Origin of the sequence: Paenibacillus sp. FSL R7-277 (assembly GCF_000517965.1) — a bacterium.
Classification (GTDB): domain Bacteria; phylum Bacillota; class Bacilli; order Paenibacillales; family Paenibacillaceae; genus Paenibacillus_AQ; species Paenibacillus_AQ silagei.
On the sequence record NZ_ASPX01000025.1, the window covers coordinates 1 to 15,801 of the forward strand.

General features: G+C 36.4%; 8 protein-coding genes. 1 reads left to right on the forward strand and 7 read right to left on the reverse strand.

What is annotated here, in order from left to right; genetic code table 11:
* The 7 genes from C173_RS09970 to C173_RS10000 form a co-directional block, all read right to left on the reverse strand.
* The coding region (locus C173_RS09970) for a sacsin N-terminal ATP-binding-like domain-containing protein (RefSeq protein ID WP_036724474.1) at positions 1 to 792 on the reverse strand (792 nt) is incomplete at its 3' end.
* A gap of 932 nt (positions 793 to 1,724) precedes the next feature.
* Entirely contained in the window at positions 1,725 to 2,870 is a 1,146-nt protein-coding gene (locus C173_RS32815; protein ID WP_051477955.1) for a macro domain-containing protein, read from the reverse strand.
* 65 nt (positions 2,871 to 2,935) lie between these two features.
* Complete coding sequence (gene darT / locus C173_RS09980; RefSeq protein ID WP_051477956.1) at positions 2,936 to 4,288, reverse strand: type II toxin-antitoxin system toxin DNA ADP-ribosyl transferase DarT; 1,353 nt, start codon at positions 4,286 to 4,288, stop codon at positions 2,936 to 2,938.
* 276 nt (positions 4,289 to 4,564) lie between these two features.
* Complete coding sequence (cap4, locus tag C173_RS09985) at positions 4,565 to 6,007, reverse strand: CD-NTase-associated endodeoxyribonuclease Cap4 (protein WP_036724476.1); 1,443 nt, start codon at positions 6,005 to 6,007, stop codon at positions 4,565 to 4,567.
* 4 nt (positions 6,008 to 6,011) lie between these two features.
* A complete protein-coding gene (locus C173_RS09990; RefSeq protein WP_036724478.1) occupies positions 6,012 to 6,479 on the reverse strand; it encodes a Mov34/MPN/PAD-1 family protein in 468 nt (155 codons plus the stop codon).
* Positions 6,472 to 8,193, reverse strand: a complete 1,722-nt coding sequence (locus tag C173_RS09995) for a ThiF family adenylyltransferase (RefSeq protein WP_036724479.1) — start codon at positions 8,191 to 8,193, stop codon at positions 6,472 to 6,474. The genes C173_RS09990 and C173_RS09995 overlap by 8 nt, the downstream gene beginning before the upstream one ends.
* On the reverse strand, positions 8,194 to 9,189 hold the full coding sequence (locus C173_RS10000) for an SMODS domain-containing nucleotidyltransferase (protein ID WP_036724480.1): 996 nt from the start codon (positions 9,187 to 9,189) through the stop codon (positions 8,194 to 8,196). It lies immediately after the preceding gene.
* A 233-nt stretch (positions 9,190 to 9,422) separates the two neighbouring features.
* Here C173_RS10000 and C173_RS10005 point away from each other — a divergent pair, with 233 nt between their 5' ends.
* Positions 9,423 to 15,770, forward strand: coding sequence for an ATP-binding protein (locus tag C173_RS10005; protein ID WP_235191844.1), 6,348 nt, complete (start codon positions 9,423 to 9,425; stop codon positions 15,768 to 15,770).
* Positions 15,771 to 15,801: the final 31 nt, after the last annotated feature.

Consider the following 15,801-nt stretch of genomic DNA (forward strand, 5'->3'; position numbering starts at 1 on the left):
AAGGGCCATACTTTCATTACGTAAAGGTAATTTGATTACTGTAGCAAAGCCTCTTTTGCCTAATCTTGCTATAACAGGATCTTTTTGCTCCACTATTGGAATCGGAAATTGATAGGGCGACAGGTTATCGACTTGACGAAGGATCGCATTCTTAATTGACTCAGTCTGTTCGTCAAGTTCTGGAGTGCTTTGCAACCATCGGCTGTAAAACTCTTCGTGTTGTGTTGGAGACCAGTTTGGAAGGGAAATCCTATCATGCAAAACCGAAAATAATTCTACGTCGGCCTTTGTCTCGATGATCTGATTAATGGCAGTTACCATAGCATCCCGTAGAAAGGCAGGAGAGAAGCGGAAAGAATAACCAGAAAACTTTTCTTCTGTATACGGACCAGAATATATTTCTGGCTCTTCAGTAATTTCCAAAACACTCTTGAAGCCGATCCCCTTATTGCCAATTGATGTATTTGGCTCCTTCGAGCTTTGTCCTAACTTACATATTGCTTTAAAATTATCGTCATTAAGCGGATCTCCTGTATTGGCCACATAGAAGTTAAGGTTATCACGATCGAAGATAATACGAACCGTTCCACCAGTTTCCAGCAATGCGTCGTGTGCGTTTTGGACCAATTCTATAATGAATCTCGAATGGTAATCATGAGTAATTTGCTTAGTTAAACTCGTTATTGATGCAAAGTCATCTGTACCGTTTCGTAACTCGTCCAAAAACGACCTGGTTTTACGGGCAAACCAATCGGCTACGATATAAGATTTGTTGTCGTCTACAGTGATCACTTACTCACCCACTTAGTGTAAATTAATTTAGCGAAAGGATACAAGTTTGATTCATTGTTACACAATATACATGTAAAAATTCGACATTTATCAAAAAAATCCTGTAATCCCCAAAAAACAGACGACAGTAAAAACTAAAAAATGAAGTGCTGCGCAACTTTTTTGCTTTTCATCATTACTATCCATTTCTTAAAATGATAATTTTTTTAAATAAAAAGAGAGAAGCCTGGATTTGTTACTTCAGGATTCCCTCTATAATTAAAATACCAAGTGTCATAATGAAAAGCTCTTACACCCAAAACATCTAGCGAATTAATTGGGACAATCGGTACAATTTTTATGATGTTATTATCTCTTGCAAAATCGAACCAAAATTGATACTCCCCATTGTTTCTGCTACCACATAATATCCGAAAGATGATGGGATAGGTTGTCCGAAAATAGCTGGAGTAGTTGTCCGGGACACTGAACCCGTCAAGGCCGCGAAGCGTTCATTTAGCCTTGACGGGTGTTTCCAACCTGGAAAGCTATCATAAATCCCAGCAAACCCTTGCTGGGCCTGCCACGCGGCGAGCGATGGGGTGCAGGGGAGACATCCCCTACGTGTTCCCCTCTGGGGGACGGAAGGGGAGTTTTTCAAGTAATCACCTTATTCTCCCATGGCAAGTCGGTCGTCAATGTCCACCAGGTGGGGTGAAATGGCCAGTTCTGTCCGTCAGGGCCCCTTTTAGCTAGAAAACAGAAGAATTCGGACAATTTCGTCTGTCAAAATCGGTGAAATGCTATGATATAACAGTGAGCTTTGGACACGTTTCCCGTCAAAATGAGGACAACTTATTTTATCAACCTTCGGAATGGATAGACTGGTAATAACACCCCATCTAAAATTTTATAAAACAAGTGTGCTAAATGAAGTGAGTTCACATATACTATTAGCAATTTTCTAGCCCACTTAATAATGGTTCTAATTTTATCTTTCCGGTGTTATTGCTTATTCCGATTTTTTGCGCTTTTAAAATTTTAAAAACTTCCTGCTCATTATACCAATAATTTATATAGAATATATTGTCGAATGGCTTTTTAAGATACTTCAATAATGAGTCTATTGCTTTCACTTCTAAAGAGTTAATTAATGTTGCATCTGCAAGCTTCTGTCGAAACTTCAGAGCGTTTGAGTTTTCGTAAACTTTCCAGGTTTGATTTGGAATTGCTATTGAAATCACAAGAATTCTTTCATCATCCCAACTATTCTGAAACCTCTTTTGAACATCAAAATTAAGAATACCATATGGTATTACAAAGATCGCTCTAAAGCCCTTTTCTAATATAGCTTTTGCAAATTCATAATCATTATTATTCTTTAAACTAAGTAATAATACCATACTATCTATTGGAATCTCGTTTGTCACCATTAACAAAGAATTAATTTCTTTTTCTGAGGATTTCGCATTAGCTAGGATTGAAAGTTTTTTCCACTTTAATAATTTTGTATTTCCAATACAATATAAATTAAGGCTTGAGCGTCCAGCTAATTCTTTTGGATACAAATCATCATTTGGAGCAATAGTAACAACATTATGCTTAACAAGTTGATTAAACCATTCCTCATTTTTTTTGTTATCTACTGAACTTGTTGGATTAAAAACAAAAATTTTAGTATCTAGGTCGCCCAAATATTTAATAATCATCTCTTTAACTATGTCCCAATCAAGGCCACCATGCCCACATCCTAACGCTGGTAGTGTGACTGTAGCCTCCTTATGCTCGGTAAGATAGTCTCTCAACCAAATTAAACCTTTTTCGATGTAGACGTATTCCGAAGGATTTCTCCAATGTATTTTAGTCGGAAAATTAATAATTGTACAAGTTGTCAGTAGATCAGACTCTATCCAAACATGTGGCTTACCTGGGGCTACTTTATTTTTCTTACAGGCCCGCACATAATCATTAAACATTTGAGGATACCTAGTTTTAAATATCAATGCAACTCCAGCCCCCATAACCCCAACACAATTAACTGTATTCACTCGAATATTTGCTTTATAATCAAAAAAATCTCCACTTACAAACTCCAACACCTCTCACTTCACACTCCCTCCCAGAACGATATTAATATAATATCATTTTCACTATAGATCGTTTATTAGTCTAGCATCGATTCAATAAGAGTATGAATTCTCTCCTCAAGATCAACAAACCACCAAATATTAATTGATTTTACGTCGGCAAGTGTTATAGCTGCTAACATATCTAAACTATTACTGTTTAAATCAAGGTCTCTTAGCTCTTTTTCGCTTCTTCCCTTTACTAAAATTTCGCCAATTAAGTCATGATAACCTACTAGAAGACAAATAGTATTTATTTCATACTTGGATAATTCCTCGAATTCCTCAACAAGTATTCTATTCATCATCATCAGAGAGTCAACTGGATGATCTGCATATGCTGGTTGTACTCCATCTTTCCATTTTGTTTTCGGTCCTTTCCCTATATCATGGAAATATGCTGAAAGCTCTACAATAGAGCTATCCTCCGCATCAAGTCCATTAAAGTAATCAATAGACCTTAAATTATTTACTACTTCTTTTGTATGTTCACAAACAGTATTTCTATGAACATCGTTTTTTGTTTCTAATTTATTTATTCCACTTAATTCATCGATAACACAAAAATCGCTTTTGATTTTATCAAGAGCATCTTTTACATTTTTGAATGATGGATTAGAAGGTTTTCCCTTAAATCTTTCATCTATTATACTTTTTGTTACTTCATCATAAATATCTTTCAGCATACTTGGACCTGTAACAAGTGTTTCATTATGCCTGTCCTTAAAAATCTTAGAATCCTTAAAAAAATGCTTTGTAAAATAAAAATAGGTATCATTGAATGGTTCATACGTAATATTAGGCTCCTGCATCCCCATTTTCTTGAAAAGAGCTTTGATTCTCTTCATGCATACTTTATTAAAAACAATAAAGTAATCAATCCAATCCAATGGGACCTCTTTATAAACCAGAACCTCAGCCATTCTAGCATGTAAATCATCTCTATTCGGAGTTGTCCATTTTTTGGTATTTATAAGTTCCCAATTCAACTCGTCCAAGTACTGTGGATCATTATAGAAATTCGGAGGAATAACTGTATTCGCCGAAGCGTCAGTAAATATCACATTATTCTCTTTTAATTTTTTAAAGGAGATAGCTATATACACTACATATGGCTGATCAATATTTTTGCTATTCAGAACAGAGAGTAACATCGGATTTCTACTGGCAAAATAGAAAGGGACATAATCATGTATATTTCCGTAAGGGTGACAAGGAACTTGAGTATTACTTCTTCGTTCCTGAATATCTTTATTAGCAATATTAATATGGTTTATTCCTTTTAATATCTTTTCATTTGTTGAAATCAACCCATTACTTAAAATAGATTCTATATTATCCATGTGCGTAAAATGATAAAAATGTTTGTTTGAACGACGGTTTTGTAACATGTATATTCCCCTCCAGCTAGTTCGTTAGAATTAGACTGTATTCGATAATTTGGGTCAATATACCTTCATCGTAACAAAAAATACATTTTTCCTATTTTTTCTCTATACCTTTATTCAATCTTCATTAGGACGACGGGATGTATGCTTAAGTAGATTCAAAAGCAAAGACACAGCTACGTAAAGGACTACTATGTCTCTGTTTAGATGCAATTTTCAACTGCAGTATTCTGTTAAACTGCTCGGTGCTTCAGATTTGTTAATATTTAAGTTCAGTCACTATATTAAGCATGTAGCCACATAACTGTTCGCTCCTACCCATTCATAACATTGAATCGGTGGCAGTGAATTGATTCTATGACCAAAGAACAACGCCAAATGTGCAGGTCCTGCATAGAAAAAATCAATTTGTTTTGATTTACTTTCTAAAACAGCAGCAACAATCTCTTTCTTGATCTCATTTACCGCTAAATTAGCTTGTTTAGCAGAGGTGATGGGATGTGAAGAGCATAGGTGTAATCTCGGAGGTGAAACTCCTTGCAGTTTCTTGAATTGAGCAACTTCCGAAGCAAGATTGTCCTTCATAATTCCTACCGTGAGAACTAGGTTATCACCAGTGCCGGCTTCGTAATTACGCTCAAACGAATAATCCGGCGTCTGGAAATCAGGATGATCTTGAGTCGACCAGAGTTCACCACGGTAATCCATAACTACATTAAAGCCCGCAACAGCTGAAAACACAGAGCCTATAGCAACTGAAGTTGAGAGTCGCCGGTTGCCCTTTAATAAGATACAGCGTGACCCACGATTTTCTCTGATCCAACCTGCAGTTTCACGTAACTGCGACATAACTGTGTCATTCCATTTATCAGGTGTAGGATAACTACGATTTGCTCCACCAAAAAAATCTGCCCATTTAAACTGCAGATATTTTTCTCTCTTTGACAATTCTTCAATTTCAGTTGATATAACCACTGAATCTTTTAGCGATTGGATCTTTCCGCCAGTAGCATTTTGGATAGTTTCTTCTATTTGTCGTCTTGTGATTGGGCGTGCTTTATTTGCTTTTAGTAAATCGAGCAGTGCTTTATAAATCTCAGATATTTCTCTACCTGTAAGATCTTGATACTGTGGCATATGAGTGTTTAGTTGTCCCGTTAAAATTCCTTTTGAAGTCGATTCATCACTATTTAGATTCCAAAGGGGTTCAATTAACACATTTTCGTAAAGAAAGTTCGCTACCTTTCTATCTTTTCCGAGCCGTTCAACCCTACGTAAATAATCATCAAATGAATTGATCATTAAAGCAGAGTCTGCATCATAAAAGGACTGCGGATCTCGCACGCGACGCAAACCGATAATCAAAGGCTTAATCTCATCCGAAATCCCGTTGCAACATATCGTAAAATGCTTGTACGTCCCCGGAATTCCTTCATGCAACTCCATAAACCGGTCGATCTCAGCCCAAAATTCTGATGGGGCCATATGATGGTTCTTCGCTTCCACCGCTTCTCTGTATATCCCTTCACTTGGAGAGAAGATCTTAGCTTCAAAATCAGCTGTCGCCTCTCGAATAAGTGAGTCAAATCCCTCCATTGATAGCCAAAGGGGGATTTTACAAAGAATCATATTTGTTTGAAAATCGAAGCCTGACTCTGCTGTATCTCCGCCTTGCGATTGGGGTTCTAGTAAAGAAGGTTTCAACCTATTATTATCAGTCACTAGCTTATCCCTCCAATACGAGCTCACCAGGTATCATTTCATACCCCGGGGCAAATATAAATACATTCCCGGCTAAATTCTCCTTCTGCACTTTCAAAATTAAAAGAACAGCAAAATTTGCGCCTACTAAGGGATCATTCACAATATTCCACATGCTATCTTGATCGCAGCTACTCGGTATGAGTGCAAATGAGGGGTGCGAGTGCCACTCCCCTAAGTAGTTGTACTTTGTGTATTGCTGTCGTGTACTGAGAAAAAATCTCTGCAAAGAATTTCTTAAGGACCCGTCGATTTTTCGTAAGAATGATATCCAAGTACCGCCCTGATGTTGTACAGTTACATCCCATATGCGGAAAACACCATCTTCGATATGTTCTCCCATAAGAATACCGCCAATCTCTTGTACTGCAGCCATTTTCAAATGTTTGAAAAGCCTTCTCTGCATCTCATACGGCATAAGAATCTTAATCATCTTCATTCTCCAAAAGGGACATTAGAAATTCAGTATTCTCCGTATGGGTTTTGTCATCGACCTCTATCATGAACTCTTCTTCAAGCAAGTGTTTAGTATCAATAGGTATAGTATCGAAAGGTTGACTAAATATCCACCCTTCAGACAACCCAATGAGATACATGGAATAAGGAAACATCGAATTTTCTGCGCGCATGGCAGTGTCTATAACTAACCTTGTTAAATGACTGGAAATAACTGATACATCCGCATCGGAAGCGATATAAACTTGGCCATCGCTACTTTCCGCTGTGTAAGGTGCTAAGATTGTATGACTAAATTCCGGTGAATCTACTTTAAACTGATGATATGCCTGTCTCATCGTTTGTGGGCTTGGGTCGTATTCTGGCCGGCTGCGGGCAATCAAACCTCCAATTCCACCAGCATAAACTTCCGCCCAAATAAGCGGTTTCTTGCTGCTGCTAGAAATAAAAGCAAGTAAATTGAAAACCTGTCCATTTGCTGTTGCGTCCACTATAACATCACAATTACTAATCTTGACGACCGCACTATTTACTGAGGCATTCGACTCTTGTCCAGTCAGGTTAATATTCACTGTCTGAATATCAGCTTGAGGAGAAATATACCTGAGCTTCTGGGCGATAGCATCTACCTTATGAAATGCGATGTTACGCCAATCGAGTGTATGGCGTGTCAAATTGCCCTCAAGAAACAAATCTTCATCAATTAAATAAAATGTTTGGGCTCCTATACGGCAAAGGGATTCCGCCACTTTACTACCTACAGAACCTAGTCCAATAATAGCTATTTTTTTGTCACACAATCCTTCACAATAATCAGGTATGCGTTTGCTTTCACTATCATCTAAAACAACCGCAATTTCCGATAACTTATCATTTAAACAATAATAAAAGCGCGGAATGCCGCGTCGATCTATTAAAATGATTCCCGTTATCGATTCCGGTCCGTCGGCTATTGTTAGAGTGAGAGTCTCATTATCATTTGCTTTCGCCAGCTGTAATAATCCCTCTGTTGTACTTACTTTCTTAACTTCGTCTCCAGTAGCAGATGTGCGATAAACAAGCCAACGTTCTTCCATATACTTTTTCAAAAAAGAATCCGGCAATGACACATTAGTGAATTCATCAATTTTCACTACATGAAATACAAGTGTTTTATTTTCAAGAACATATTTCAAGGTAGCATAACCTATTCTCTTCTCTTCGAAAGCCATCAAATATTGCAGTAATGGTAATGCTACATGGATACGAAAAACCTCTGATCGAAGCGATTGACCCGATGTCTGATAATGACGTGATGGAACCACGTCTTTTTCACTAGCCGTTCCAAGAGGGTTTTCCATACTTAGCAGACGAAAAGTGCTCTCAATCATTTGTGCCCCTGTCACATCAGGATGCCAATTATCCGGGCCCCATTCAAGACAAAGTGCACCTGAAGAATATTGATGCGAAGACCAAAACTTATCAAAAGAATCTGGTTCAACGTTAGGTGGTAACGCAGGGAAAAAGTCAGGATAGGTAAGTTTAATATTATATTGATGACTATGTGCTGCGATACTTGCCCTAACTACAAGTTTTTTTCCTTCGAGGTCCCACTCTAATCCTAATAGCCAATCCACATATTTCTGAAGCTCCTCAAGTGCACGGCGTTCATGAGCCAAACGACTGTTATCAGTTAAATACCAAATGGCCATTTACGCGAACCCCTCAGGTTTTTTAGGCTCTACTGCATGATTTGGAAAAGACAGGGACGGGGAGATGGCGCTAGCAATAAGTGAATTAGTTTGTGTCATTCCGGATTTAGGAAATTGCCCCCCAAATAATACACGCCACTTTTGAAGCGATTTCTCAGCATCAAGCTCATTTATAGCTTCTCTCCCAATTATAGCGTGGAGCTTGACTTTATTATAAAATCTCTCGAATGCTTCAAATGTCATGCCGTTGGTAACCGAATTGAAACTAACACCTGGGTCTTGGATAACCGGAACTACTTTAAGTGCAATACTTATGGCATATTTATCGACGATTCTTTCTAAAGTGCCCACAAAGAGCTCACCATATTGGGTCTGATTCCGATCCATGCATTCCGCAACTATGCACTCAATTACAAATCCCTTCGGCTTTTTAGCATTTGTTCCATTCTCTCTTCTCCACCATTTCATAAGCTTCACGAGTGGTTTAAAACGTTCGCCGCTACCTTGATTGACTTCCGTAGTCCAAGACGTATGATTTGGAGGATTAGTCTCAATCCATTGTACTTTTTTACGATCAGGGATATAAAGAGTCCCTTCCATCCCGTAAGGTGCAATGATTGGTACCACATCAATATCGACTTTATCAGTCTTAATACCCACTGACCGATTTTGTGGACGAATGGTTGGATAAGCCGGCTTCAATGCATCATATAATATAGTAATTACTTCTTGGGGGTTATGTGAACGTGTATGGTTTGTAACAACGATGATGTCAACATCGGGACGTGCAGTCTCACCTTCAACTATTTTCGGCCGAATAGCAGTATCCCTTTTATAAGAACCTGTTAAAAATGAATTAACGTATTTCTGCTTATAGGCGAAATGTCCATGAAGATAATTTCGGAGTTTGATATGCCCATCACTTGCATTTGATTTTGTAGTGGGGCTTGGTTCGATATTACGTAAAAATGAGATGAATTGCGCCTGAGTGATCATGCGTCCAACTCCTATCTTCAGTTAATAATGTAAGCGTTATACCCGATTCTATTTATATTATAGTTTTTTTGTTAAAAAAAGATCAATGATAATTCCAATTAACCGCATCTATTAATTATTTACAAGCTCTTCTCGGCCACCACTCCAATAGATATTATATAATGTAGGTGAAAGAAAACTATGGTTTTTTTGATTACTACTACTTATAGAACGGTGTGATGCAAATGCAGAGTATGAATACCAATGCTGGAGCACTTCCTTCAAACGCTGGTGATGACTTCCACCTCCTTTGGGCAGCGGAAAAATTATTAAATATGCTTTATCCTAACTCTGATCTTACCACCGTGACCGTGGAAGGGCCGGCTTGGCAAGACTCTGTTGTTGCTGATCTAGAAGAGAGTAAATTGTATTCGATAGACTTGGCTGAGTATTACGGAGGCGAGACGGTTCATACAGCAACTCGAATTGTCTTTTCACAGTTAAAATATAGTACCTATATGGGTAGTACTGCGTGGACAGTTTCGTCTTTATGTCAATCAGATAATAAAAAAAAGACTAACTCTGTTATCCGTCGACTCGCCGATACCTATGAAGAATACACCAGCAAGTTTGATGATATAAAAGACAAGCTAACTTTAAAACTGGTTAGTAATCGACCAATTTCAGAAAGTTTTAAACAAGCAATCAACGAAGCAAAAAAAACATTGCATGCTGAAAAACCAAAAAATACGAATAGTTTAATAAACAGCCTCTCCGAGACGTCCAAAACAGAAATCAAAAAATTATATGAAGAATCAAAGCTCAAATCACTAGCATTTTTAGGTTTTATTAAGGCTATTAACTTTGAGGATTGCGGAGCAGACACCAGAAGTATCCTAAAGGCTAAAATCATTCAACAATTAGGACATTGGGGTATAGATAGTTTGCAGAATAAGTATAATGAAATAATAATGACCTTACGAGAACAGATGATGTATGAAAGAAACTCACGAATATCTATGACAAAAGATTTTGTATGCTCAATTTTCGGTGGGAATTATATGCGACTTTTTCCTGCTCCTACAAGCATTCCAGAAAAGAAATATGTTGAAAGAGAATGCTCTAATGAACTTATAAAGACTATACTGCAGCAAGATAATAAATCAGTCTTTGTTCATGCCACTGCGGGCATCGGTAAAACTACTCTTGTCAATAATTTTCATAATTACCTTCCCGATGGTTCTACAGTAGTGTTTTATGATTGCTACGGCGGGGGAACTTACTTACAGCCTGCTGATTCAAGGTATGATTATGACACTGCGATTCTTCAAATATGTAATACTTTAGCTCTTGAATGTAAAACCGACTTCCTGTTAGAACGTAGATTAAAGGAAACTGAATTCTGGTATGAATTATCAATAAGACTGACACAAGCAGCAAAATATACTAAATCCTATTCTGAAGATGCTATTGTATTGTTAATTATTGATGCAGCAGACAATAGTGTATTTGCAGCCGAGAAAAATAATAAAGTTTCCTTTGTTCACAAGTTACTACAGCAACCACTACCAGATGGAGTAAAAACACTACTGACTTATCGTACCGAACATACTTTTTATTTCAACTTTCCACATAATTCAGCATTTTTTGAAGTCCCTGCATTTAACCTGCAAGAGAGTACAGAACATGTTAAATCTTATTCACTTGAACTGGCCCAAGAAGTCCTAACAGAATTTCACCACCTAAGCCGGGGAATTCCCCGGGTTCAATCCTATGTATTAGCTGCAAAGCAAAATACACCAAATCAATTAGTCAACATGCTGCTTCCTAATGGTAAAAACACTGAGGATCTACTAAGAGACATTCTTGAAGAGCTTCGTTTGAGATATGGAGAAAGAAACGATGTTATTTCTTTCACCCTTGGTGTCATGATTAATATGCCACGGCCTATACCAATGAAAGTTATTACAAAAATTCTAGATTGCTCTCCAAATATGTTACAAAGTCTAAGTGTTGACTGCTCATTTGGACTATACATTGAAAATGACTTCATTTATTTTAGAGATGAAGATTTTGAAACTTTCTTACGAGAGAAGTATTGTGATAATTCAAAGTCAATAAATACAATTACGGAATATTTATATCAGCATCGTCAATTTGATCCTTACTGTGCAAAACATGTACATAGTTTTCTATCTTTACTCAATGATGGAGTGAGATTATTAGACATCTCCTTAAACGAATCTATTGATGAAGCAATTATTGATGTTACAGAAGTCAGCAGAATTATGCTTTCACGTATTAAGAGCACATTAAGCCTTCCTATACTCAAAACCCAACAATATAGCAACCAAGCCTTCCAACTTATTTATAGAAGCATTGATTTCTCTAAAAGCGATGAAGCTATAATAAAACTTATTAAGGAATATCCTGAGCAGGCATCGTTATACTGTGATAAAGATACACTCTTAAATATCTTTACAACTGAGAGAAATGGCTTTAAGAGTCTAGGAAAAGCGGTATTTGTATTCTCTATGGACTCAAACACAAAATCAAAAGCATTATCTTACTTGGATAGCTATCGGGGCGCTTTTAATTATTATTATAGTAAACAAGAAGAGGAGCAGGACTCATTTGAAGAACCACGTCTAGATGATACAGTAAACATTGCTGACTCGGTTTTACGTCTAAAAGATGAAACTGAGATGAAACGCTGGATAACAGTTTGGAGTAGCAAGAAATTGCAAGCAACCATACTGTTCAAAGTCGTAGTACGATTAATCAATCGGAATGATTTAGAATCAATCTCTAATATTTTAAGAATAGACTGGCCCACTCACTGTATGCTTTCTATAGTTGCCGCTCATTTAAAATGCAAAAAAGATCCACCAATTAATTTAACAGAGTATCTCATTCGCCTGTTCAGACGGTCAAAAATGATCGATTTAAACGTTTTGGAGCAAACTCAATTGATTTTATTTCTTGAGTATCTACTCAGCCAAAATAACGTTGATTTGATTAACATTGTGCTTTCTGAATATCAAATTAATACTCGAGTATCATATGTACCTTATATTCATCGTGAAGATGAACAACAGATCGACTTAAATATTCGACTTTATGTACTAAAGAAAACTGCCCAAGATGAACCTGTCAATTCAGATGATTTTGTAGATTATGACGGACTGAATAAAGACCTCAAACATAAAGATATTTCAGAGCGAGTAAATGAAATAAAAAAAGTGTATAATCTTCTTCTTCCCGCCTATAAATACCGCGTTATGGCTATAAAGCATCAAAGCTGGGAGAAGACAAAACCATTACATGATGAGTGTGTAGAAAATTTAGATCGCTTATTCTGGAGTGATAGAAACAATAATAAGATTGGCAGTATTCGGCTTTGCTTATTGGCTCTAGCTGATGGAGTTTTAAATACTCCTGAATTCACTCCCCAACAAACACATAATCACCTATCGAAAATTTTAAATGTCACCAAAATATATCGAGAAACAAAGTTAGCTTTGTCTGATTTATGTGCATATGATCGTCGCTCACACCAATTTTCTTTAGAAATCATTAAATCTCTGTCAAACGAGCTCCTTCAGCATCCAACTTCTGCTCCGGAGGCATATGAGTTTTATGTCCAATGCGCTCAGATTGGGCAGAGAATTCAAGTCAGTGTTGGCCAACATTATTTTGATCAAGCTCTCCAAGCTGCTAAGGGATTAGATTATGAATCTTATAAAAAGCTTGAATTACTTAATATCATATCTTTTATGGCCTCAGAAGAAAACGATTTAAATGAAGTCAGACTTTCTCATGAATTTATTCGGCTATCAGAGGATTTTTATCGAAAAATGTGGGATTCTAAGCACTTCCCATATGAAGAAGTATTCAATACCGCGACACAATTATGTCCAATGAATATTTTCTCCATAATGTGTCGTCTAGATGATCGTGATGATTTTGACCATTTTTCTCTACCTGAAAGCGCCTTTCATGTATTAAAAGAGTTATTAAGAATAGGCGTGTATCCAGCAGATATAATCACATCATTAGCAACTATTTTATTGCCAGATCAACCATCAGATTATGTTGAAGTGGCAGGATATATATTATCTAAGCTTTCAGAATCAGATGCGACAATCCAACAAAATGTATTAGAACTTTTAATCCAAAACACATTATTTTATGTGCCGTTAAACTATAAGAATACCTTAGCAACGGAAATTGCGGCTACTATAAATAAACTTCGACTGACTAATATTAAAAACAGCTCTCTGATTGTAACGTTAAATGACTTTCTTGAGTCTATCTCAAAGCCAGAAAAAGATATTCAATTGTACTTAAAACCATCAAATAAAGAAGAAATATACTTACCTAAAGAAGAGTTAAAGGTTGGTCCATTTTGTTTTTCTGATGCAAAACAATTTACTGAGCATCTAAAAAGGTTAGATCAAGATAGCCAGACGATTTTCGTGGGCGAGTGGCTTGCTAATTCTCTACCAGAATCTTATGTTATCAATGTAAGTATTTTATTAGAGTCATCTTTTGAAATCTCAAATTTATTTTATAATTCAAAGATACAAAAGATTTTCATGGAGTATCTAAATAATTGGAGCGTTTGGCCTGATGTAGCTGCATGGCGAAACAATGTGGATATCCAAAGGACATTTTTTATTAGTAATATGCACGAAATAATACATTTTCAAAATTATTATGATAATTTGATCCAAATATTCAAATGTAAACCTGAAGATATAAAGTCATTTTTTATAGAATACTTAGTACAGGAAGATAATGTGTCGAGTGAAAGTATCATTGAAATACTAAAAAGAATATCTATTATCCTCCCTCCTAACATGGCAATGCATATCATGAGATGGTGTATAACTACAGAAATCTCTAATATTCATCCTAAGTCTGGAGACCAACCATATTGTGATTCTTTCTCTCAAAATGATGAAGCACTAATGCCAATCAGTAAATTGTTATGGCGTATGTTAGGACATCCTGATAAAAAACTGAGGTTGAACGCAGCACATATAATAGAAAGTTTATATTCGTCGGGTTACTCAAGTATCATAAATAATTTAATCTCATTATATAAGCTACCTTTCGATCAAAAATATATAGATGAAAAAAACTTCTTCTTTTATGATTCAGCAAAGCTCTTTTTCTTAATTACATGTCATCGAATTTTTTTGGAGGAACCTTCCAAGGGAGAAGCATACTATAGCTTTTTCAAAGAAATTGCTTGTTCAAAACAAATTACGCATGCTTTACAACGCCGTCTCGCTAAACTAATCTGTCTTAGAATTGCAGAGCATATGCATTCCAATGATATCCATGCCCTCGAAGCATGTGACGAAATGAAGTGCGGTACTACAAACAAGAAAACTAAATATGCTAGAGCAAATTTATCATCAAGGCAACAGTTCCGATTCCATTTTGATTATATGGATACACTACCTTATTGGTACAATGATCTGGCTAATATATTTGTTCTCACTCAAGAAGAAGTGGCCAAAGACTGTGATATTTTTATTCATCAATTCAATATAAACAATGACAACGCTCGAAAGTGGCGAGATGACTTCATTCGCTTCAATAGATATCGAAATCGTAACACCCTTAATAGCCACGGCAGCTTACCAGAGATTGAAACACTAGATAAGTATGCAGAGTGGCATGCAATGTTTTATGTTGCTGATCAGTACAGATGTACACTTCCATTTATCGTAGACACTTATTACGATTACCATCAATGGCTCGACTCTTTTCTCCCTGGATATCAAGGATATTGGACAAGTGAATTTCGAGCTCATATACCTTATATACCATTTTTATGGGAGTTCAAAAAATATAAAAACCCTGACAACGAATATGAATATATGATTCCACCAGATTTAGTTCAATCATTAATCGTGAGAAAAGGCTATATTTCTTCCCATCTAGACTATCACTCGTCTTTTGACCAGAGTAGTCAGAGCATTAATATTCAAAGTGCTTTAATAGACGAAGAAAATATAACCAAACTGATTGCTGAACTAAAGAAACCACACACATTTTTTGATGATTTCTTTGCAGCAGATCCTGAAGAGCGGATGTTTCGAAAAGAAACAGATTTTTCAATTAAACCTATAAATGCTAATATTGACTTTTTTAAAGGAGATCGACTTGATGAACATGATTCCTTTGCAAAGAATCTCAACACATACTCCCTCACTTTTGCTGATGATATACTAAATTTTGTTGGACTAAAAGATTTAAATGCTGCATTATTATCACTTCCATCAAAGAATCCAAACCTTCCGCTTCGTATAAAGAACTGGAGCGAACCAAGTGAAGATGGCGGGTATTATAATCAAGGAACATATGGAAACATTGCTGAAATTGATATGGAATTGTTTATGGAGTATCTTAACAAAACTAATAAGGCCCTTGTTCTTGAGTATAAAGTGACATTTGAGGATCAAACTTACCAATTTTACGGGACGCCCAGCAAGACTGCCAAAGAAAAAGGGATAATTGTAATACGGTCAAACGGTAATATTGAGTCACATGTATTAGATTCAGACTCGGACGGCTTAGTTGATTAAATGTAAATAAAATATTGAATTTACTGTTATA